The sequence below is a fragment of the Bacteroidales bacterium genome (genome assembly GCA_018334875.1).
Lineage (GTDB): Bacteria > Bacteroidota > Bacteroidia > Bacteroidales > UBA12077 > JAGXLC01.
This window is the reverse complement of record JAGXLC010000004.1, coordinates 20,799-43,590: the sequence shown is the minus strand read 5'-3', so window position 1 is coordinate 43,590 and position 22,792 is coordinate 20,799. Positions and strand designations below refer to the sequence as shown.

Genomic DNA, 22,792 nt, shown 5'->3' with positions numbered 1-22,792 from the left:
CTGCCGGTCGGGATTTTAAGGGTGGCATACCGTTCCGAATCCCTTCAGGGATGACATGGCTTTATTTCCCAACCATATCGGTGCATTCAATTCAGGTGTTTTAAAGGCCGCGGCCTCTTGCCCCGATAAGGGGCAAACAGCGATAGAAACACCGAACCCCAGCGGCTTGGGCGCCTCGTAGAGCGCGCGATAGGTTTATTGGACACAAAGCAGAAACATCCCAGATTTGCGGAGCATGATTCCGGTTTACAAAACCACCCGGAAGGCAGAATGATTTTTTCGCAGGTGATTCTAAGCGTTCAAAACAATCTCCGGAAGGCAGACACGGAAATTTTTATCGCGCACTCTAACGAGGCGCCCCAAAATCGAGGTGGGAGCCAGAGGCTATCGCTATTGGCCCTCTACGAGGGCGGAATAGGTATAAAAGATTTTATGATTATAATCTAGGTTTTAACCCGTATGCAACAATATTATGAGCATCTTTTTAAACCGAAATCCGGCAGCCGCCGGATGACATCTTTGTAGGCCCGTCCGGCAGCTGCCGGACGGGTTATGTAAGCACCCTACACTTCAAAATCCGGCAGCCGCCGGATGACACCAATGGACGATAATAAAAACCAGGAGTGCATAAAATAGAATTCGTGCATTCGTGGCCATCCGTATTTTGTAGAAGATGGTACCGAGGCTACGCAAATTCCGAGGTAGCTGAATCAAAAAAATCCGTACAATTACTGAATGACCTGATCCCCTGTATTAAGCCAGAATCCGGCAGCCGCCGGATAAAATAAAAACACGCCGCCTTTCTTAAAGCGACGTGCTTTCACTACTTGTACTTCGAAAAGAAAAAATCTAATCTTCAAATTTATACAATACCAGCCCGCTCCTTAGTTTGGGTTCAAACCAGGTGGTTTTGGGAGGCATGATGTTGCCGGTGTCGGCAATATCCATAAGCTGTTTCAATGAAACAGGATGTAAGGCGAATGCCACCTTCATCTCTCCACTGTCAACCCTGCGTTTAAGCTCTTTCAGGCCACGGATGCCTCCGACAAAATCAATCCGGTCAGAGGTTCTCATATCCTGAATGTTCAGTATCGGCTGCAGCACCTCCCTGGTCAGGATGGTAACATCCAGCCCTCCTATGGGATCGCTGTCGTCATAGGTTCCTTCACGGGCTTTCAGCTTATACCATTTCCCTTCAAGATACATGGAAAACTCATGCAGTTTCTGCGGCCGGTAAGGCTCGCTGCCTTTTTCCTCAATCTCAAAGCTTTCCTTCAGACGCTCGATGAATTGTTCCGGAGTTAGATCGTTCAGATCTTTGATAACCCGGTTGTAATCGAGAATCTGAAGCTGATTGTCCGGAAAATGAACCGCCATAAAATAATTATAAGCCTCATCACCGGTATGGTTGGGATTGTTCTCACGCTTTTCATTACCTACCAGGGCGGCGGCGGCAGTACGATGATGGCCGTCGGCCACATAGGTATAAGGAACCTTCTCGTCAAACAATTGTTCTATTTTCCGATTGGTCTCATCATCTTCAATTACCCAAAAGTGATGTCCAAAACCATCATCGGCCACAAAATCGTATTCCGGTTCCTGATTGTTAACCACCTGATTGATCACCTCATCAATTTCCCTCACTGCGGGAAAGGTAAAGAAAACCGGCTCCAGGTCAGCGTTATTGACACGGATGATCTTCATCCGGTCTTCTTCCTTATCAGGACGGGTTAATTCGTGCTTCTTGATAATCCCGTTGAGGTAATCGTCCACAGCGGCAGCACCCACAATTCCATACTGTGTATTATTGCCCATGGTTTGAGCATAAATATAGAATTTGGGTTGCTCTTCCTGCTGTAACCATCCTTTTTCCCGGAATTTTTTGAAGTTTTCCCTGGAGCGGTCATATACCTCCTGAGAGTGAATATCCGTACCCTCCGGCAGGTCAATTTCCGCACGTGTGATGTGCAGGAGGGATTTTTCTTTCCCTTTTGCCATGTCACGTGCTTCTTCGGTATTCATCACGTCATAGGGCAAACATGCCACCTCTTCTACAATATCTTTAGGTGGACGTAGTCCCCTGAATGGTTTTACAATTGCCATATCGTGTTTTGCTTTTTAGTTAACCTGAAATGTTTTATCGCCTTTTTCATAAAAGTCTTTAATCTGATTGGCTGCTGCAATACCTGCATTAATATTGGCTTCAGCCGTTTGTGCACCCATTTTTTTCGGTGTAAAGAAAAATCTGCCTTCATATTTTTCTTCGAAGGTATCCTTGCAATCGGGCGCAATATCAGAAATGTAATGGAAATCATCGCGCGCTTCCATGATCTTCAGCAGGCCGTCTTCATCGATGATCTCTTTTCTTGCCGTATTCACAAGCACTGCATTGGCCGGCATCAGCTTCATCAGATCATAGCCAATGGATTTTTTGGTTTTGTCATTGGCCGGGATGTTAAGTGAAACATACTGACATGTCTTGTAAAGCGCTTCTGCAGAACCAAGAGGTTTTACATCATGCTTCTTAATCTCGGAATCGTCAATGAATGGATCATAAGCATAAACATCCATGTTAAATCCTTTGGCTATTTCGGCAATAAACTGGCCTACATTGCCAAAAGCTTGAATTCCGAGGGTTTTATTTCTTAGTTCTGTCCCGGCTTTTCCATTAAAATGATTCCGTGCATGGTACACCATCATGCCCATTGCCAGTTCAGCAACAGCATTGGAATTTTGACCGGGTGTATTCATTACTACGATATTTTTGGCGCTGGCTGCATCCAGGTCAACATTATCATATCCTGCACCGCCGCGCACAATGATCTCAAGATTTTCCCCGGCGTCAATAACCTCTTTGGTTACCTTATCACTTCTGACGATCAAAGCGTGTGCATCTTTAACGGCTTCAATCAATTCTGATTTATCACTGTACTTTTCAAGCAGTTGAAAATCATATCCTGCTTTTGAGCAAATATCCTTTATACCTTCCACTGCATTGGGGTGGAATGGTTTTTCTGTAGCCACTAATAATTTTTTCATGATTTTATGTTTTTAAAAGTGGGCAAGAAATGTTTCCTGCCCACCTGAATTCTACAATATTATGCTTTCTTCTTTTCAAATTCCTTCATTACATCAATTAAAGCATCTACGCTCTCCTTGGGTAATGCATTATAGATAGAAGCACGGAATCCTCCTACCGAACGATGGCCTTTAATGCCAATCATGTCTTTGTCGGTAGCAAACTCCAGGAATTCTTTCTCAAGATCTGCATAATTCTCGTTCATAACGAATGTTACATTCATAATGGAACGATCTTCTTCTTTTTCCACTGTAGGCTTGAACAGTTTATTTCTTTCAATCTCGTCGTAGAGTTTTTGGGCTTTCTCGTTGTTTATTCTATTCATGCCTTCAACTCCTCCCTTGCCTTTAAGCCACTTGAGCGTTTGAAGGGCTGAATAAACCGGGAGTACAGGAGGCGTATTGAATAATGATTCTTTGTCAATGTGGGTCTTATAATCCATAATTGTAGGAATATCATGACCTGCATTACCCAAAACGTCTTCTTTAACAATGACAAACGTTACACCCGCAGGTGCCAGGTTCTTCTGGGCGCCTCCATAAATGACCGCGTATTTCGATACATCTATCGGCCTGCTGAAAATATCCGAAGACATATCCGCTACAAGTGGTACGTTCACATCAAGATCTTCCTTAATTTCTGTTCCGTAAATGGTATTGTTGGAAGTGATATGAAAATAATCTGCATCATCCGGTACATTATAATCCCTGGGGATGTATGCAAAATTTTTATCTTCAGAAGAGGCGACTACATCAACCTCACCAAAGAATTTCCCTTCCTTAATGGCTTTCTTGGCCCAGTTACCCGTATTGAGGTAAGCGGCTTTCTTGTTAAACAGATTATAGGGGACCATTAAAAACTGAGTGCTGGCTCCCCCACCCAAAAACAATACATGGTAACCATCAGGAATATCCAACAATTCTTTGAACAATTGCTGGGCTTCCTTAATAATTCCATCAAATTCCTTACTCCTGTGTGATATTTCCATCACCGACAGTCCAATTCCGTCAAGATCCTTTACTGCCTCGGCTGTTTTCTCAACAGTGTGATCAGGCATAATAGATGGTCCTGCGTAAAAGTTGTGTTTTTTCATAGTTGAAAAAATTTTTAAATTATATAAAATTCAGGCATATACCTAAATGGACTTCAAAGGTATATAAATTTAACATACATTCCAATGATTAACAAAAATAATCTGGGGTCTGTTTCTGCAAATGCTTCTATTTATTGCAGATATCTAATAAAACACGAATGTCATTTTGAAATGCTGACGGATTTTCGGTATTCTTCAATCACCCCGTTGTGGAAAACAGGGATTTGATTTGTTGAGTCGGCAGTATGGCAATGTTCCAGGACATCATCCAGCCCTAATTTCCTCAATCTCTCACGCTGTGCAACTTTGTCTATATATTTCATGATATCGACTTTAGCGAGATTCCAAAGGTCAAGTGAAGCTGTAACAGAATCGCAGATGGTTTGGAATTTGCCCGAATTGAGCAGTTTTTCAGCCAGTGCTCCGCTAAATACCGTATCTTCCAGACTAAACTTTCCTTTCCAGCCGGCACAAAGAATGAGCACATCATTTTGCTGTTCAATCAGCAATTCGGCCACGGCTGAAAGATTCAGGAAGGAGGCAATAACCACCATATTGTTATGACGCGCACTATGTATGGCTTTTGTGCCATTGGTGGTGCTGTACACTACATTTTTACCTCCGATCCGTTCGGACGTAAAGTTAAAAGGGGAATTGCCAAAATCGGCAAAATCAAGTACACGTCCATCTCGTTCGGCCGCAACCAGATATCCCTTTTGCTTATATTTTCTGGCTTCTTCCCTTGTGGGAACAGGAATAATTTGAGATACACCATTCTGAAAAGCTGTACAAATGGCAGAAGTGGCCCGTAATATATCAACTATTACCACATTGGCCCGGGGATTTTCATAATACTTAAACAAATCAGGCGAAAAGACCACTTCCAGTTTGCTTTGAAGACTTTCCATCAGGCGCTTTCTTTTTTTTCCTTAAACTCTAAATTCTAAACTCTAAATCCTAAATTCTAAACTCTAAATTCTAATATTCAAAGCGGTAGCTTCCAGATACCAAAACAAATTTAAATATTATAATATAATTGGGTCTGTTCTAAAAAGGTTTTTTCTTTTATACTGTACCTCCTCAGAATTGGAAATCTGTTCTTTTTGAAATTTCTTTTTTTTGGTCATTTGATATTGTTTAGCATTTAGAATTTAGAATTTATCAGGCAGTTAATTTAAAAGTTTACAAATCAGTTCCGTGCTTACTGATTCTTTTTATTTTTTAAAAATAGGCACACTCGTCACTTCCGCCGCAAGCTTTTTATTTCTCACTTTGATGAAAACCTCTGTTCCGGACTCCGTATAGGCAGGCGGAACATATCCCATACCGATTCCTTTCCTAAGCATAGGCGACATGGTACCGGAAGTAACCTCTCCAATGGTTTCGTTTTCATGATTCAGGATTTCATAATGCTGCCGTGGTATACCTTTTTCTTTCAGGATAAACCCAACCAGCTTTTTGTTCACGCCCTCCTGCTTTTGCTTCCACAAATAATCTTTATCAATAAAATCCTTATAATCTTTAAATTTAACAACCCAGTCAAGTCCTGCTTCTATAGGTGAAGTGTTTTCATCGATATCATTCCCATACAAACAAAGGCCGGCTTCCAGCCTCAGCGTGTCACGGGCACCCAAGCCAACAGGCTTGATGCCGAATTCTTTGCCTGCCTCCAAAATAGCCTCCCACATTTTCTCCACATGCTCATTGTAGGTATAAAGTTCAAAACCATGTTCTCCCGTATATCCTGTCGCTGAAATGATCACATCATCCACACCTGCCAGTTTGCCTACTTTAAAACGAAAAGGTTTCATTTCAGCCAGGGGCTCATCCGTTAACTTTTCAAGGGTTGGCAGAGCTTTGGGTCCCTGGACGGCAAGCAGGGCCATTTTATCGGAAGCATCTTCCAGGGTGGCGTTCATAGTATTCTGCTTCTGCCACCAATCCCAGTCTTTTTTTATATTGGCTGCGTTCACCACCACCATATATTGCTGTTCATCATATTGATAAATAAGAAAATCATCAACCAGTCCCCCCTTGCCATTGGGCAAACAACTGTATTGTGCTTTCCCCGGTTTCAATTTCGCTGCATCATTAGCTGATACTTTTTGTATCAGATCATAAGCCTGAGGTCCGATTATCCAGAACTCTCCCATATGGGAAACATCAAAAATCCCGACTTTCTCGCGAACCGTTATATGCTCATCATTGATACCCGAATATTCAACAGGCATATTAAATCCTGCAAATTCCACAATTCTGGCATCCAGTTTTTTATGTTTTTCTATAAGGGGCGTATTTTTCATGATCATCAGAAATATTGGTTATTTAGTTCCGGAAACAAAACTAAAAAATTTCAATTGAATTTTTTATATACAACAAACAAAGGCTTTTTCTGTTTTTATTTCTCCATTACTTCAAACTCCACCCTTCTGTTCTTTTGTCTCCCTTCGGGAGTATCATTGGGCGCCACAGGCTGTGTGAAAGAGTAGCCTTCATAGGAAAGTCTAGACTGATCTATACCCTGTTCCACCAAATAATCCACCACGCTCTCTGCTCTGTTTTCAGACAATTTTTTATTTGCCAGATAGGAACCCACATTGTCTGTATGGCCGGAAATTTCCAGTTTAATGCCCGGGTTATCCTTCATCAATTTAACCACTCTTTCCAGCTCAGGGTATGAAGAGGATTTTAATTTTGCACTATTGGTTTCAAAATAAATGTTGTCCAACACTACTTTCTTGCCTACTTCCACTTTATCCAATACAAAATCTTTATATATCGTATCGTTCACCATTTCCAATTCGTTAAAATTTAAAGTGCGGGCAAAGAAGAGGTAGTCTTCTGCAGATATATCGATTCCATATCTTTTTTGTTCAGGAAGGCTGATGTAATATCTTCCGTTGGTATCCGAAAGATGGGTGGCCACAATTTGGTTTTTCTGGTTATCAATAACCTCCAGCTTTGCTTGAATGCCCTGATCAGAGACAGTATCCATAATACGACCGGAGAGATAAATGGTGGTATCGATCGCCAGCTTCTCAGGGGTTCGGTATAAAAGCTCCTTGTCTGGCTTTTCTTTCCAGGCTATAAAATCGATGGCTACAGAAGCCTCATATTCCCGCTCTTCTCCCAGAAATATAATCTCATACAGATCTTTACCTCCCAAACCTTCTTCTCTCACCGTAGCATAATATCCTTTGTTGTCCTCGCCTTCAATCGTTCTGAACAACACATCATCATAAGGTGTATTGACAGGATAACCAATATTTTCGGGTTCCTGCCAGTCACCCGAGGCATCTCTCTCAGCCACAAAAATATCATAACCTCCCATGGAGTTATGTCCCTCAGAACTAAAATAGAGCTTGTCATTTGTGCTGTTGACAAAAACCCCCTCTTCATTAAGGGAAGTATTAATGGTTGAACCTAAATTAACGGGATAACTCCATTTCCCGTTCTCATTCTTTTCACTATAGAATATATCTTTCTTTCCCAAATTATTCTCATCCAATTCAGAAACAAAATAGACGGTATTGCCATCATTTGTCATGCACATCGAACTTTCCTTAGCATTGGTATTCACCAAACGGGAAAAATTTTTAGGGCCCCTCCACCTTCTTCCATTGTGCTCATAATAATAAATATCTCCTTTGTCTTTATGCCCCCTGTAAACATAGATCCTTTTTGGATCAGAAGTAACTTCCACTATGGCATTGTTGTGCCGGGAGAGGATATCGCCCGAAACCAGCTCAGCCTCCTGCCATTGCTCATTCTGCCGGTCCGAACGAAAAATATTACTGTAATATTTGCTATCGCCCGGCCACCTGTCATTGTTCTTTTCATGCTTGCGCCTTGAGGTAAAATAAAGCACGGAATCGCCCAGAAAAACAGGTCCATAATCATCATAGGGTGAATTGATCGACTCGCCCATATTGTCGATATTTACCCGTACCGGTTCTTTCACCAGGTCTTTGGCATTGTTGCACTGACGAATGTATACATTGATCTGACTTCGTTCCTGATCCAAATCATCAATTATATCCGAATCAAGGCAACGCTGATAATTCCGGATGGCATCCTGAAAATCATAATTATAATGATAGGCCCTGGCCAATAAATAAAATATATCACTGGCTACTTCTTCATCTTCAGCCAGTGCTTCATTAAAGAACTGTATCGCTTTTTCATTATTCCGCAGCATAAAATGACAAACCCCGATCTTGTAGTTCAAGGCAGCATTATCGGAGTTGTATTCATAAGCCTTTAAAAATTCATCCAGCGCTTCTTCATAATGACCTCTGCCTTCATCGTAGTAATTATCTCCTGTTCTCCTGCTTTGCCAGGCAGAGCGGAAACCTTCTTTTTCTTCAATTTTGAATGCTCTCCTTTTGATTCTTATGTCCTGCTGTGCATAAACATGAACAGAGATAAAATGGGAAAAAATCACAAAAGACAAAAGCAATATACCCGTTTTTTTCATAAAAATGTAATTCATTAAACCATCAATTATTTACAGTCTTCCAGATATTTATCGGCTTTTTCCAGCCCCAGTTCCCTGGCCATCTGCCAATCTGTGCAGGCCTGATCAAAATCACCAAGGTTTTCTCTGGCCATTCCCCTGTTCAGATAAGCTTCACCGAGTGAATCATTTTCCTCAATTGCCTTATTAAACTGTTGAATGGCCTTTTGAAATTCCGTTTTCTTCAAATATACTATGCCCAGATTATTATAGGCCTTTGCATCTCCAGGATGTATTTTTATCGCCTTTTTCAGATCACTAATGGCACCTTCATAATTCTCCCGGATGGCTTTAACCCTTCCTCTGTTTATATAGGCTTTATAATAATTGGGATCCATATCGATTGCCCCGGAAAAACTTTCAATGGCATTTGTATAATCAGAGGCCTGAATCTGAGCATTACCCAAATTATTATAAGCAAGGGCCAATTGGGTATTATATGAAACGGCTTGCTTAAAATCCTGTATAGCTCCTTGAAAATCGCCGATATGCATTTTTGCACTTCCCCGGTCATTATAAGCATAAGCAAAATCATAATCGGAATCTATTGCATTGTTGAAATTGCTGATGGCATTGTTATAAACTCCAAGATCGTAATTGGCCAGCCCCCTTATATAATATACTTCGGGATTTCTGTATTTTTTTTCAAGAGCAATGGTTAACTCCCGTATGGCCGAATCTGGTCTGTTGTGTTTATAATTGATGTATCCCAGGTAAAAATTTGCTGCTCCCATTTCATCATTAATAAAAAGCGCCCGGGTAAAATCCTGGCGGGCCTTTTCGATGCTGTCCACCATAAACAAAAGTTTCCCCCGTTCCAGGTAAGCTTTCCCAAAATGAGGGGCGTTCTGTATTACAGAATCAAGAACAAGAATGGCTTTTCCTGTGTCATTCCGGTTAATAAAATCTACAGCCCTGTTAAATTGTGCTTTCGTTTCATTATTTATAGATTGTGCATACGAAAGATGTACGAATAAAACGCTGGTAATTAATAAAATAATCAGATTCTTCATTCCGGTAACTTTATTTCTTTAGCAGTCTAATGTAGCAATAATTTTAAATATTCAAAAATCCAGTATCAAATTCGGGTTAAAAAAAAATTTTCTTTCTTTAACCCGAATTATTCTTGAATAATTCTGACGCTATTGAAAAACCTGGCTTTTGGCTTCAATAAAGTTCGCAAAAAGCCGGTTTTTCTAATGCGGGGTTGCCTCCATCCATCCCGCAAACCATCCCGCATTCAAAAACGAATCCCGCTTTTTCAGCGGGATTCGTTTTTGAATAATGCAGGCTAAAGATTTTAATTTTTAACACAATTGTATTAAATTTATTAATATATTTGTAATGAAATAATGGCCAAGGCAAAATATATGCAAACAAAAATACACTTAAAAATTATTAACTTCCAAAATTCTGATCTATGTTAAAAAGTGAAAAAAGAAACGGAGTTGAAATCCTTTCCTTTGAAAACGTGAGCAAACTCAACATATTGGTTGCTCAGACCTTAAAGGAAGAAATGGCACAATACCTTAATTCCAGCGGAAAAAACCTGGTGCTCAACATGGAAGGCATTGAATATGTTGACAGTAGCGGATTTGGTGCTTTGCTGTCCATTCTCCGAAATGCCAAAAACAACAACAGCACTTTTAAAATTTGCAACGTCTCACCGGACGTTATGGAACTTGTAAAGCTGCTGCAACTCCATAATGTTTTTGAGATTTACGACAGTGTAGAAGAGTGTGTTCAAAGCTTCCAATAGAAGATCATTAAAAAAGCCGTTCCGAAGACCGGAACGGCTTTTCTATATAAGATCCTTAGTTGGAAAATGTGATGTTCTCTCCATCATAATCAACGGTTACTTTTTTGTCTTTGTTGATATTGCCGGCCAGGATCTCTTTCGACAATTCATTCACTACGGCTTTCTGTATAACCCTTCGCACCGGTCGCGCGCCATAATGTGGATCGTAGCCTCTGCTGGCAAGAGCTTCTACGGCATTATCCGTAAGTTCAATATCAATATGTTGCTTAGCCAGCATCTTTTTGATCCTTTCAAACTGCAGCCTTACAATTTGTTCAATTTGTTCTCTCGTTAACGGAGCAAAAGTAACAATTTCATCTATCCGGTTAATAAATTCCGGTCTGATGGTTTGACGGAGCATTTGAAATACCTGTTGCCTTACCTCTTCCATGATTTCCTCGCGGTTCTCATCCGTAAGATTGTCTATTTTTTCCTGTATCAGATGAGATCCTACGTTTGAAGTCATGATGATGATGGTATTTTTGAAATCAGCTATACGGCCTTTATTGTCCGTCAGGCGACCATCATCAAGAACCTGCAGCAGGATATTGAAAACGTCTGCATGGGCTTTTTCAATTTCATCCAGGAGAATGACTGAATAAGGTTTTCTTCGGACGGCCTCTGTAAGCTGGCCTCCTTCTTCATATCCTACATATCCCGGTGGTGCTCCGACCAGTCGCGAAACGGTATGTCTCTCCTGGTACTCTGACATGTCGATGCGGGTCATCATATCCTCATCGTCAAACAGAAACTCAGCCAGTGCACGTGCCAGCTCCGTTTTGCCTACACCTGTTGTGCCCAGGAAAATAAACGAACCAATGGGCCGGTTGGCATCCTGAAGACCTGCCCGGCTTCTTCGCACGGCATCGGAAACCACATGTATGGCTTCATCCTGACCCACAACCCTTTTGTGCAGCTCATCTTCGAGCTTCAGAAGCTTCTCTCTTTCACTTTGCATCATCTTACTTACAGGGATACCGGTCCATCTGGCTACAACTTCTGCTATATCTTCATCTTCAACATCTTCTTTGATCAGTGCATCTTCTCCCTGGACTTCAGCCAGATCTTTCTGCAATTTCTCCACCTGATCCTGAGCCTCCTTAATCTTTCCGTATCTCAATTCAGCTACTTTTCCGTAATCGCCCTCTCTTTCAGCTATTTTGGCCTCATGGTTATAGTTTTCTATGGCCTCTTTATTCTTCTGGATCTGGTCAATGATGCTTCTTTCCTGCTCCCATTTAGAACGTAACCGATCGCGCTCTTCTTTAAGATTGGCAATCTGTTCATCCAGCTCTTCGGATTTTTTATTACCTCCTTCACGTTTAATGGCTTCTCTTTCCACTTCAAGCTGGCCAATCCTTCTCTCTATATCATCTATGCTCTCGGGCACAGAATTCATTTCCAGCCTAAGCTTGGAGGCAGCCTCATCAATCAGGTCTATTGCCTTGTCGGGCAGATATCTGTCAGTGATATATCTTTTAGACAGCTCAACTGCGGCAATCAAGGCATTGTCCTTGATCCTGACTTTATGATGGTTTTCATACCGCTCTTTAATACCCCGGAGAATAGAGATGGCACTGGTTTCATCCGGCTCATCTATAATCACTTTCTGAAACCTTCGTTCCAGCGCCTTGTCCTGCTCAATGTACTTTTGATATTCGTTCAGGGTAGTAGCCCCTATAGCCCGTAATTCACCCCGTGCCAGTGCAGGTTTCAGTATATTGGCGGCATCCATTGCGCCTTCTGCTCTACCTGCACCTACAAGCGTATGGATCTCGTCAATGAACAGAACGATCTCTCCCTCGGACTGAGTTACTTCCTTTACAACGGCTTTCAACCGCTCTTCAAATTCACCTTTATATTTTGCACCGGCAATTAATGCGCCCATATCAAGGGCATAAATCTGCCGGCTTTTAAGATTTTCCGGCACATCACCACTTACGATGCGATGAGCAAGTCCCTCTGCAATGGCTGTTTTACCCACTCCTGCATCTCCGATGAGTACAGGATTGTTCTTGGTTCTTCTGGTAAGGATCTGTAATACCCTTCTTATTTCATCATCCCTTCCTATTACCGGATCAAGTTTTCCGTTTCTGGCCCGTTCAATCAAATTGATGGCATAACGATTCAATGCGTCAAACTGATCTTCAGCAGTCTGACTCTCTACTTTCGATCCCTTCCGCAACTCCTCTATCGCTTTCTTCAATTCTTTTTCGCTTACTCCGTTATCCTTAAGCAACTGCGATACATTATCTCCGGCGGAAAGGATTCCCAGCAATATATGTTCTACCGAGACGAATTTATCTCCTTGATCTTGCGAATAATTCAAAGCCTGCCTCAGCGCTTTGTTGGCATTATTCGAAAGATAGGGTTCGCCACCCCCCTCTACTTTCGGATAGGATTCCAGTATGCTGTTCAATACTGCATTCAGATTCTCCGTATTGACATTAACCTTTTTCAGTAAATAATTGGCCACATCCCCTGCTTCACTCATTAAAGATTTTAAAAGATGTCCGTTCTCTATTGCCTGATTCTGGTAGCTTTCAGCAACAGAGAAAGCCTTCTGCAAGGTTTCCTGTGACTTTATGGTGAAATTATTTAGATTCATATGGTTTACCTCCTTCTTAAAATTTTTAACACTTTACTTCTTTGTTCTCAAAAGTCCTGCCAATAAATAAAACTTACATAAATATGTCAAATCGGCTTCTCTTGAATGGTTTTATGCGTCAATTTGTCATTATATAATTTGAAAAGTTCACAAACAGGTTGTTTTAGCTAATAATGGATCCTATTTAGCACCTTACTTTTTATTTTATTGTTTGGCAGAAAAGGAAATTCATATACCTATATTGATAAAATCCGTATTCTTCTTTAAAAAAATTATTATTATATTTGAGTGCAGTTTAAATGTATTATATATGGATAATTGTCAATTACGTATCGGGATATTCGACGCAGATTATCTGAACATTGTTGAATTAAACACAACAGGCGATAACGAGCATTATATAAAGGGAGACTCAGAATCATCCTACATTCAAAGTGATGTTTTCAATCTTTTCACCAGTTGTTTTGAAAACAGCAACCAATTGTACGAATTTTACGGAGCTACCAAATACAACCTAAGAAAAATCGTGCCCTTAAGAAATGAACTGCAAAAAAAACTGGATACCCTCAAAAATATCACGACACTGGATGAATTCAAGGAACATATAGAAGGAATCTTTTTAGGGAAAGAATTTCTGGACAAATTAAATGAACATCACCCAAACTGGGAAAATCAATGGAAAGAATACCTAGACCGCTTAATCAAGGTGAACGAAGGCCTGATCAATATAGTAGAAAAATGCATTGATGAGCAAAGAATCTTGTGGGTAATTGGTTATTAATTCATTATGTGTTATTTCCACTGGGCAATGTAAAGGTAAAAGTGCTTCCCTTGCCGTATTCACTATCTATAAATAACTCCCCGTTGTTGCGTTCGATAAAATCGATGCACAAATTCAATCCGAGACCACTGCCTTTTTCCCGCTTGGTACCAAAAGTGGTGTAATATTCCTTGTAATTGAGAATTTTTTCCAGGTTGCTTTGTTGTATACCTATCCCGTTATCCGCTACTTCTACCTCAATCTTTCCGTTATTTTCTTTGCCCGATATTGAAACGGTGCCTTTTTCATCCGTAAATTTAATGGCATTAATGATCAGGTTCCTTAAAACGGTTTTGATCATATTGCGATCCGCATAAGCATGTATGTTTTCATCCACCCTGTTGAAAATCTCAATATTTTTGTTTTTAGACATGGTTCTGAGCAACTCTATATTTTCCACAACCAGCTCATATATATTAATTACTTCCGGATGATTGACAAGACTGCCTCTCTGACTTCTCGACCAGTAAAGAAGGTTCTCAAGAAGATTATATGTTTGATCGGCGGCATTCTTCAAAGAATCCAGTGATTTGCGAGAAATTTCCATCTTGTCGGAATTGTCTTCATAAATCAAATCCAGCATGCTCTTTATCCCTCCTAATGGAGCCCGCAAATCATGAGAAATCACTGAAAACATCTTATCTTTGGTTTCATTGAGTTCCCTGAGCGTTTCCGCCTGAGAAGAAATCTTATCATGAGCTTTCTTCAGATCAAGGTGCGTCTTTATCCTCATGAACAATTCTTCTCTGTTAAAAGGCTTGGTGATATAATCCACTCCCCCGAGCTGAAATCCCTTTACCAGGTCTTCGTTGGATGTCTTGGCAGTTAAAAAGATGACGGGAATATCCTTTGTCTGTTCATCCTCTTTAAGTTGCTTACAAACCTCATATCCATCTAAATCAGGCATCATGATATCTAACAAAATCAAATCAGGGTAAATTTTCTTTGCCAGTTGCAACCCCTCTTTCCCATCTCTGGCCAATGCAATCTGATAATCCTTTTCTCTGAGCATGTTGCCCAGCAGTTTGAGGTTTTGGACACTGTCGTCAATTAATAATATTTTGGATTCTTCCTTTGAGTCTTGATAGTCTTTATTCATAGACCTGATATATTTTTACATGACAAATTAAAATTCTAAGAATGGCTTAAATAACTATGATCTGTTCAGCCATTTTTAATCTCTTCAACCTTAGAAGGAAATTCCTTGAGCTTACGTTCCATATTCTCAATATCTAAATTATTCATATAGGTTGCAAGTTCCTTCTGATAGTCATTTATGACTTCCATAGGGTATGTTTTGCTCAGATCCTCCAACTTATCCAGAAAAGTCTCAATTTTATAGATTACGAGGTTATCCTTTATTTCTTCCCAATCATTCATCAAATCAAACTCAAGTATCTCTAAAATCTTCCTGTAATCCTCTTTTGTCAGCTTTCTGGGTTCGGAAACTTCCTTTTCTTCTTTTACGGAGGTTGATTTTTGGGGTTTATAAGACAAATATTTAGTCAATTTTCCAAACAATTCATTTTTGGTGACCGGTTTTGTGATGAAATCGTCAAAAAGGCTTTTGGCCTGGGATTCATCATTTGCCATTGCCGTGGCAGTAAAGCCCAAAACAGGTATCGTCTGCGATTTTTTTGTAGACTTAATGATGGCTGTAGCTTCATAGCCGCTCATATCCGGCAATTTAAGATCCATCAATATGAGATCCGGGGGCGTAATCTTCACTATCTCCAATGCTTTCTCGGCATTCTGAGCTTCGGTAAATTTAATATTTTCAGAATTAACAAGATTCTTGATGGTGTCAATATTATATTGTATATCATCCACCACAAGAATGGTCGCAGGTTTAAATGCTACCCTGGTATGATCAACCGGTTCCTTGCGGTAAGAAGCTTCCTTCTGTTGACCCCTTTGGATATCAGGGAGGATAATCTCAAACTTGCTCCCCTGACCTATCCGGCTGTCCAGTTTAATCTGACCATTCATTTTCTCCACCAGTTTCCTTGTAATAGAGAGACCCAATCCTGAACCTTCATATCTTCGGGAATCCTGTCCATATTGCTGGTGAAATGCATTGAAGATCAATCGTTGCTGCTTTCGGGGAATCCCAACTCCCGTATCTTTCACCATCAAATTCAGTTGATACTTATCGGGTTCTGTTTCTTTTATATACACACCAATCTTAATATAGCCCTCATCTGTAAATTTGATGGCGTTCCCCACAAGATTGAAAAGTATCTGTCTTATTCTTACTTCATCGAGATATAATATATGAGGCAGATTCCTGTCAATATCAATTTTTAAACTGAGGTTCTTTTCCGAAAGTTTCTTTTCAAAGATGTGCTGGATATCTTCTACCAATATTGGTAACTCAACCGGTTCATAATTAATTTGCATTTTGCCAGCCTCAATCTTAGAAAGATCAAGAATGTCATTAATCAATGATAAGAGTGTCCTGCCGCTGGACAGAATGGCCTCAAGATGGCTCCTGTTTTCCTCATCCTCCAGCTTATTCATCAATACTTCACTAAAGCCCAGAATGGCATTCATCGGAGTACGAATTTCATGAGACATATTGGCCAGAAATTCACTTTTGGCTTTCGATGCCGACTCTGCTTTTACCTTAGCTTCTTCCAACTGTCTTTCAGCGCGTTTTCGTTCTGAAATGTCCCTCAATGTTCCAACCATCTTTTTCGGGTTACCATTCATATCCTTTATCATCCGAACCGAATAGGAACATGTAACTTTTTCACCGTCCTTATTCAATAAATTTACTTCAAAATCACTGACCCTTTCTTTTTTGGAAAGGGTATCAATAAGTTCCTGCCATTCTTCAGAATGGGCATAGATTGGAAAAATGGACCTGCCTATCAATTCGTGCCTGGAGTAACCGGAAATTCTCTCAACAGAAGGACTTATTTCGAGTATTTCACCATCCTCCACATTTACTTCAAGATAGACATCGAACATGCTTTCAAAAATATTCCGGTATTTTTCTTCTTTTTCACGAATCTGTTGTTCTACCTGTTTTCTTTCGGTAATATCCCGGGAAGAGGTTTGGATTTCAACTACCTCACCTTCTTTATTCCTTATGGGCTGGATAATTGTTTCAAACCATATATAATGACCGTCCTTGCGTTTTACTCTATATTCAATTTTATTATCAAGATTGGCATCCGTAACCTGCCTGAAAAAATGATCTTTAACAGGTTGCATATCTTCCGGATGAATAAAATCATACGGTTTTTTTCCCAGAAGCTCTTCCTGACCATAACCAAGCATTTCTTTGCTTGAGGGAGACACATATTCAAAGCTCCCTTCATTGTCGTGAACCCCTACGAATTCCCTTGAATTTTCCGTAATGATCCTGAATTTTTCTTCTGATCTCCGAAGTATCTCGGTTGATTCAAGGGTTTCGGTCTTCAACTTCACTATATTGGACAAATCCCCTGCAATCTTGATTTCCTGCGAGTTCCAATGTTTCCTTGCCTTAAAATCTTCCAGCAAAAAGCATCCGGATGGATTTTTAATATCCCCGTATGATATGACAAGCAAGCTTCTAACAGATCCAAAATATTGGGGACTGTCTGATTGAAGCATCTTTAGTTCATTTTCAGGAATTTCATAATAATCCCGCTCAATAATTTTAGGAATTAACCAATCAGGCAATTTAACAATATTGCCGGGTTTGTCGGACTCGTCCCGGGTCCATTGCTCTGTACATTGATAAGATCCCTGTTGGTACTTAAAAAAACTGACCCGGTCAAGATTTAATGTCTCCCCCAATCGATTCAGCAGATACTCAAGCAAAACATTTTCGCTCTCTGACAAGAAGGCAAATTTCCAGAATTCACTCCGCAACTGATCATATTTATTCCGTTCCAGAATTTTTTCATTGAGCTCCTTCTCTTCTGTTATGTTTTCTTTAATGGCAATATAATGGATGATTTTCCCGGCCTGGTCGAAAACCGGTGAAACAGAAGCCCTTTCCCAGTATATTTCACCATTCTTTTTCTTATTAAGCACTTCTCCTTCCCAATCCTCCCCGGAACTCAATTTTCTCCAGATATCATCTATGTTCTGGTGGCCTGAATGAATATAATTGAACAGATTGACATGGGTTTCATTTAAGTCTTCTGTGGTATAACCCGTTTCACCTTGAAATTGCTGATTGGCAAAAGAAATCCTGCCATCCGGGTCAGCAATAATTACCATGCTTGAACTTTGCTCAACGGCAGTGTAGAGTTTTTTAATTTCTTCTTCATACTGCTTTAATGAAGTGGAATCCATCAATACTTTTTGAGATTGGAAGGTTTTTGAGAACCACTGGTAATATGGATCGGATGAGTTTTTGCTATGGTCATCTGCCGCCAGATGAATGCTTTCCTCTTTGTGAGCCAGGCTGGCACACAAACGGGCCAGCACTTCGGAAGATCGGGTATCTTTATAAATAAAATCACAAGCACCCGCACGAATCAAATCTTCAATATATTGCTCTTTCTCTTTGGTTATAACTGATATGATTGGGACATTGGGAAAATATCCGGAAAGCTTGTTGTAATGTGAAAAATCAATTTCTCCGGCCTCGGTTTCCTCCAATAAAAGCAGGTCGGGGCCTGTCTCATATAAATCTCTGACATTACCTTTATTAATATCTGCCCTTGAAACAAAGGCTACTTCAACCCCCTTATCCTCCAGGCATTTCCCCAGATATGCAATCGCAGATTTCTGTTTGTGGATTAGAATAATATTATGTAAGCTAACAGCCATTGACATCAAATTAGGGCTTACTACCTTACCGGTCAAATTCTTGCTTTTTTGGCAAAACTTACCCGGTAAGGTACTGTGGCAAAATTTATGAGGCTATTTTCAAAGATAAAAATAATTGAAAAAGATCATGACCTTTATATAATTATGCCTCATAAATTTTGCTTGCTAATTTGGACAAGCCAAAACCAAACAGGACGCTTTCAAGGAATTTAATGTGTTTCCGTTTTGGCTTGTCCAAATTAGGGCTTAAATATAATAATATATTGTGAACATTATCCGTTCAACCCCTGTTTGATTTATTCGAAAATTTTTATCAATTGTTTCATAAAATTTTGTTAACAACTGATTTTTTAAATAAAATAAAAATTATAGCTTTGCAATTCAATTTATTCCAATAAATATTGTCTAATTTATTAATTATTAAGGAAAAAACTACATGACAGACCAAGAAGGAAAAAATCTAAGAGAAGAAGAGTACAATCAGGAATCACAGAAGAGTGCTGAGAACGAGGCACTGGAAAACAAAGAAATTGAGGTGCAGGAAGAACAGGACAATCCCCATTACCACACCATCGAAACAGCAGGAAGTGGAGATAAACCCGCAGAAACCACGGAAGAAGAATTTGACTGGGAAAACTTCGAAAAGGAACAATCGGAATACGGTCCTCAGGAAAAGAAAAAATATGAGGAACTATACGATAAAACCCTTTCCACCATAAAGGAAAAAGAAGTGGTAGAAGGTACGGTTGTTTCCGTGACCAAAAAAGAAGTTGTGGTCAACATTGGCTATAAATCAGAAGGTGTTGTCAGCCGGAATGAACTAAGACACAGACCCGATATAAAACCCGGAGATACGATAGAGGTTTATATTGAAAGCCAGGAAGACAAAGACGGACAACTCATACTTTCCCACAAAAAAGCCAGAACGTTAAAAGCTTGGGAGAATGTCAATAAGGCATACGAAAACGATGAAATCATACAGGGATATATCAAGTGCCGTACCAAAGGCGGAATGATTGTTGATGTTTTCGGGATCGAAACCTTCCTTCCCGGTTCACAGATTGATGTGAAACCTATTAGAGACTATGACGCTTTTGTAGGAAAAACAATGGATTTTAAGGTTGTAAAAATCAATCATGAATTCCGCAATGTTGTAGTATCCCACAAGGCTATTGTTGAAGAAGAGCTTGAACAGCAGAAGAAAGAAATCATTTCCAAACTTGAAAAAGGACAGGTACTGGAAGGTACCGTCAAAAATATAACTTCATACGGTGTATTCATCGACTTAGGCGGAATTGATGGCTTGATTCACATCACCGACCTTTCCTGGGGACGTGTGAATCATCCCGAAGAGATCGTCGAACTGGATCAGAAGCTAAATGTAGTAATTCTTGACTTTGACGATGAAAAGAAACGCATTGCACTTGGATTGAAGCAGCTTACCCCACACCCATGGGATTCACTGGACCCCAACCTCAAAGTAGGCGATGTGGTAAAAGGGAAAGTTGTAGTATTGGCTGATTACGGAGCCTTTGTCGAAATACAGCCGGGTGTTGAAGGCCTGATCCACGTTTCCGAAATGTCCTGGTCACAACATCTGCGTAGTGCCCAGGAATTTCTCCAGGTTGGCGATGAAGTGGAAGCACAAATTCTTACACTCGACCGGGAAGAACGAAAAATGTCACTGGGTATCAAGCAATTGAAACCCGATCCCTGGGAAAACATTGAAGAAAAATATCCTGTTGACAGTAAGCATAAAGCAACTGTTAGAAACTTCACCAACTTCGGAGTATTTGTTGAACTTGAAGAAGGAGTTGACGGGTTAATTCATATATCAGACCTTTCCTGGACCAAGAAGATAAATCATCCTGCGGAATTTGTATCCATAGGGGATGAAATCGAAGTAAAAGTACTGGAAATTGATAAAGACAACCGCAGATTAAGCCTCGGACATAAACAGCTTGAGGAGAATCCATGGGATGCTTTTGAACAAGTCTTTACCGAAGGGTCCATTCATGAAGGAACGGTTATCGATGTATTCGACAAGGGAGCTATGGTAGCTCTGCCTTATGGAGTTGAAGGATTTGTAGCCCCGAAACATCTGGTTAAAGAAGACGGAAATACTGCTAAAGTAGATGAAAAGCTTTCTTTCAAAGTAATTGAGTTCAACAAAGAAGGCAAGAAAATCGTGCTTTCTCACCGCAGGGTTTATGAAGACGAAAAGCGGGATAAGGAAAAGGCACAAACCAAGACCACCAGGAAGAACATGAAAAAGGTCAATAAAAATGTAGAAAAGACCACCCTGGGAGATATATCAGATTTGGCTTCACTGAAGGATGAGATGCAGACTCATAGCAAAGCAGAAGCCAGGAAAAAAGCTGAAGAATGGGAGGAAAAGGCCAAAGCTCAAAAAGAAGAAAGTGACACCACAGAGGAAACTGGAGAAAAAGAGGAAAAGGAAACACAAGAGCAGGATTCCGGTGTAAGCGACTCTGAACAAAAGGAGACACAAGCTAAAACTGAAGAAGAAGGGCAGCAGGAAGAAACCGGCTCAGAAGAGCAATCAGCCGGGCAGGAAGAGCAGACTGATGTTCAGAATCAAACTGCAACCGAAGAGGAAAACAGTGATGTAGAAGCAAAACAAGGAGAAAACGAAAGCACGGAAGAAAAAGAGGAGAGCAAAGAAGATGAAGGGGACAAGGAAAGCGGCAATGAAGAAGAAAAGCAATAAACCTGATAAAAATTGCTTATCCCATGGAATTTAATATAGAAAAATATGATAATTATACATCCATTCAAGTTTTAGCGGAAAAGCTTGATACGAATGTGGCTCCCAGCCTGAAATCAGAATTGGTGCTCATATCAGGAAAGGGAGAAAAAAACATTATCATTGACCTAAGCAAAGTGAAATATTGTGATTCCAATGGGTTAAGTGCTATTTTGGTTGCCAACAGGTTATGCAAAAATGCCGGCGGAACTTTTGTGCTGACGGGTTTAAATGATGCCGTTGACCGATTGATAACCATTTCACAGCTCGATACGGTTCTGAACATTGCTCATAGTGTAGGAGAAGCAGAAGAAATCATAAAATCAGAAGAAAAAAGCAGAAAATCAGGTGAAAGCGAAGACAAATAAGCATTGACTTGAAATTTGAACTGACAATATTGGGAAGTAGCTCTGCTTTACCAACTTCTGGAAGAAACTTAACCGCTCATGTACTTAATGTATATGAGCGGTTATTTTTAATTGATTGTGGAGAGGGGACGCAAATACAGCTCAGACGCAATAAGATCAAATTCGGAAAAATCAACCATATCTTCATAAGCCATCTTCACGGCGATCACTTCTATGGCCTGTTCGGTCTGATTTCCTCCTTTAACCTGCTCGACCGTAAAAAAGATCTCCATATATATGCCCATAAGCCTTTAAAAAAAGGCATCGATTTCATCAGAAAAAACTTTGAAGGCTCATTGAATTATACCATTCATTTTCATCCGGTCAACCCGGATGAAAAAGAGTTAATCTTTGAAGACAAACGCGTAAAAGTATATTCTTTTCCCTTAAAACATAAAATCCCCGCCTCCGGATTTCTTTTTGCCGAAAAACCACGGCTGCCGAATATCAAAAAAAGTTATGTGGAAAAATATAACATTTCTGTTAAAAATATCCGCCAAATCAAAAACGGCGGAGATTACACCAAACCTGACGGCAGGATAATACCCCATACAGAAATCACCGAACCACCCTATCGTCAGAGAAGTTACGCTTTCTGTTCAGATACCGCCTATAACGAAGAGATATTACCCGTTATAAACAATGTGGACCTTTTGTATCATGAAGCCACCTTTCAGGAAGAACATAAGGAGGAGGCAGATAAAACCCTGCATTCAACCGCCGGACAAGCTGCCGAAATAGCCAGAAAATCTCAGGCAAAGAAACTTATTGTCGGACATTTTTCAGCACGGTATAAAAATATTGATCACCTGATTAACGAAGCAAAAGAAATTTTCCGGGAAACCATTCCCGCAGAGGACGGAATGGTATATGAAATTAAACCTTACCGGATAAAAAGATCCCATAGTAGCGGGTAGTCTCCAAACACCTA

General features: G+C 40.2%; 15 protein-coding genes. 5 read left to right on the top strand and 10 right to left on the bottom strand.

Annotated features, from left to right (window positions below):
- Positions 1-849: 849 nt before the first annotated feature.
- The 7 genes from KGY70_00850 to KGY70_00820 form a co-directional block, all read right to left on the bottom strand.
- A complete protein-coding gene (locus KGY70_00850) occupies positions 850-2,103 on the bottom strand; it encodes a DUF1015 domain-containing protein (GenBank protein ID MBS3773712.1) in 1,254 nt (417 codons plus the stop codon).
- A 15-nt stretch (positions 2,104-2,118) separates the two neighbouring features.
- Positions 2,119-3,039 (bottom strand): 3-phosphoglycerate dehydrogenase, encoded by a 921-nt coding sequence (locus tag KGY70_00845; protein MBS3773711.1) that lies wholly within the window; start codon positions 3,037-3,039, stop codon positions 2,119-2,121.
- A 59-nt stretch (positions 3,040-3,098) separates the two neighbouring features.
- Positions 3,099-4,172, bottom strand: coding sequence for a 3-phosphoserine/phosphohydroxythreonine transaminase (gene serC, locus KGY70_00840; protein MBS3773710.1), 1,074 nt, complete (start codon positions 4,170-4,172; stop codon positions 3,099-3,101).
- A 161-nt stretch (positions 4,173-4,333) separates the two neighbouring features.
- Complete coding sequence (locus tag KGY70_00835) at positions 4,334-5,080, bottom strand: 2-phosphosulfolactate phosphatase (GenBank protein ID MBS3773709.1); 747 nt, start codon at positions 5,078-5,080, stop codon at positions 4,334-4,336.
- A 306-nt stretch (positions 5,081-5,386) separates the two neighbouring features.
- The gene (gene gcvT, locus KGY70_00830; protein ID MBS3773708.1) at positions 5,387-6,475 is read right to left on the bottom strand and encodes a glycine cleavage system aminomethyltransferase GcvT; all 1,089 of its coding nucleotides are present in this window, start codon (positions 6,473-6,475) and stop codon (positions 5,387-5,389) included.
- A gap of 95 nt (positions 6,476-6,570) precedes the next feature.
- Positions 6,571-8,649 (bottom strand): OmpA family protein, encoded by a 2,079-nt coding sequence (locus tag KGY70_00825; protein ID MBS3773707.1) that lies wholly within the window; start codon positions 8,647-8,649, stop codon positions 6,571-6,573.
- Between the two features lie 26 nt (positions 8,650-8,675).
- On the bottom strand, positions 8,676-9,701 hold the full coding sequence (locus KGY70_00820; protein ID MBS3773706.1) for a tetratricopeptide repeat protein: 1,026 nt from the start codon (positions 9,699-9,701) through the stop codon (positions 8,676-8,678).
- Between the two features lie 407 nt (positions 9,702-10,108).
- Here KGY70_00820 and KGY70_00815 point away from each other — a divergent pair, with 407 nt between their 5' ends.
- Entirely contained in the window at positions 10,109-10,447 is a 339-nt protein-coding gene (locus KGY70_00815; protein MBS3773705.1) for an STAS domain-containing protein, read from the top strand.
- Between the two features lie 55 nt (positions 10,448-10,502).
- On the opposite strand, the gene clpB is transcribed toward KGY70_00815, so the two are convergent.
- A complete protein-coding gene (gene clpB, locus KGY70_00810; protein ID MBS3773704.1) occupies positions 10,503-13,094 on the bottom strand; it encodes an ATP-dependent chaperone ClpB in 2,592 nt (863 codons plus the stop codon).
- A gap of 310 nt (positions 13,095-13,404) precedes the next feature.
- On the opposite strand from clpB, the gene KGY70_00805 reads away from it, so the two are divergent.
- On the top strand, positions 13,405-13,875 hold the full coding sequence (locus KGY70_00805) for a hypothetical protein (GenBank protein ID MBS3773703.1): 471 nt from the start codon (positions 13,405-13,407) through the stop codon (positions 13,873-13,875).
- A gap of 4 nt (positions 13,876-13,879) precedes the next feature.
- On the opposite strand, the gene KGY70_00800 is transcribed toward KGY70_00805, so the two are convergent.
- Positions 13,880-15,013 (bottom strand): hybrid sensor histidine kinase/response regulator, encoded by a 1,134-nt coding sequence (locus tag KGY70_00800; protein ID MBS3773702.1) that lies wholly within the window; start codon positions 15,011-15,013, stop codon positions 13,880-13,882.
- A gap of 65 nt (positions 15,014-15,078) precedes the next feature.
- Positions 15,079-18,687: a PAS domain S-box protein gene (locus KGY70_00795; GenBank protein MBS3773701.1), complete on the bottom strand. Its 3,609-nt coding sequence runs from the start codon at positions 18,685-18,687 to the stop codon at positions 15,079-15,081.
- A gap of 436 nt (positions 18,688-19,123) precedes the next feature.
- Here KGY70_00795 and rpsA point away from each other — a divergent pair, with 436 nt between their 5' ends.
- The 3 genes from rpsA to KGY70_00780 are packed head-to-tail and all read left to right on the top strand — an operon-like array spanning position 19,124 to position 22,778.
- Positions 19,124-21,418 (top strand): 30S ribosomal protein S1, encoded by a 2,295-nt coding sequence (rpsA, locus tag KGY70_00790; protein ID MBS3773700.1) that lies wholly within the window; start codon positions 19,124-19,126, stop codon positions 21,416-21,418.
- A gap of 23 nt (positions 21,419-21,441) precedes the next feature.
- Positions 21,442-21,822 carry an STAS domain-containing protein gene (locus KGY70_00785; GenBank protein MBS3773699.1) on the top strand — a complete coding sequence of 127 codons (381 nt, stop codon included), beginning with the start codon at positions 21,442-21,444 and terminating at the stop codon, positions 21,820-21,822.
- A gap of 8 nt (positions 21,823-21,830) precedes the next feature.
- Positions 21,831-22,778, top strand: coding sequence for a ribonuclease Z (locus KGY70_00780; GenBank protein MBS3773698.1), 948 nt, complete (start codon positions 21,831-21,833; stop codon positions 22,776-22,778).
- The last annotated feature ends 14 nt before the right edge of the window (positions 22,779-22,792 follow it).

Bases quoted from the DNA above. Each gene is read 5' to 3' on its own strand.
- KGY70_00850 (MBS3773712.1), bottom strand. From the start codon at position 2,103: ATGGCAATTGTAAAACCATTCAGGGGACTACGTCCACCTAAAGATATT.
- KGY70_00845 (MBS3773711.1), bottom strand. From the start codon at position 3,039: ATGAAAAAATTATTAGTGGCTACAGAAAAACCATTCCACCCCAATGCA.
- serC (MBS3773710.1), bottom strand. From the start codon at position 4,172: ATGAAAAAACACAACTTTTACGCAGGACCATCTATTATGCCTGATCAC.
- KGY70_00835 (MBS3773709.1), bottom strand. From the start codon at position 5,080: ATGGAAAGTCTTCAAAGCAAACTGGAAGTGGTCTTTTCGCCTGATTTG.
- gcvT (MBS3773708.1), bottom strand. From the start codon at position 6,475: ATGAAAAATACGCCCCTTATAGAAAAACATAAAAAACTGGATGCCAGA.
- KGY70_00825 (MBS3773707.1), bottom strand. From the start codon at position 8,649: ATGAAAAAAACGGGTATATTGCTTTTGTCTTTTGTGATTTTTTCCCAT.
- KGY70_00820 (MBS3773706.1), bottom strand. From the start codon at position 9,701: ATGAAGAATCTGATTATTTTATTAATTACCAGCGTTTTATTCGTACAT.
- KGY70_00815 (MBS3773705.1), top strand. From the start codon at position 10,109: ATGTTAAAAAGTGAAAAAAGAAACGGAGTTGAAATCCTTTCCTTTGAA.
- clpB (MBS3773704.1), bottom strand. From the start codon at position 13,094: ATGAATCTAAATAATTTCACCATAAAGTCACAGGAAACCTTGCAGAAG.
- KGY70_00805 (MBS3773703.1), top strand. From the start codon at position 13,405: ATGGATAATTGTCAATTACGTATCGGGATATTCGACGCAGATTATCTG.
- KGY70_00800 (MBS3773702.1), bottom strand. From the start codon at position 15,013: ATGAATAAAGACTATCAAGACTCAAAGGAAGAATCCAAAATATTATTA.
- KGY70_00795 (MBS3773701.1), bottom strand. From the start codon at position 18,687: ATGGCTGTTAGCTTACATAATATTATTCTAATCCACAAACAGAAATCT.
- rpsA (MBS3773700.1), top strand. From the start codon at position 19,124: ATGACAGACCAAGAAGGAAAAAATCTAAGAGAAGAAGAGTACAATCAG.
- KGY70_00785 (MBS3773699.1), top strand. From the start codon at position 21,442: ATGGAATTTAATATAGAAAAATATGATAATTATACATCCATTCAAGTT.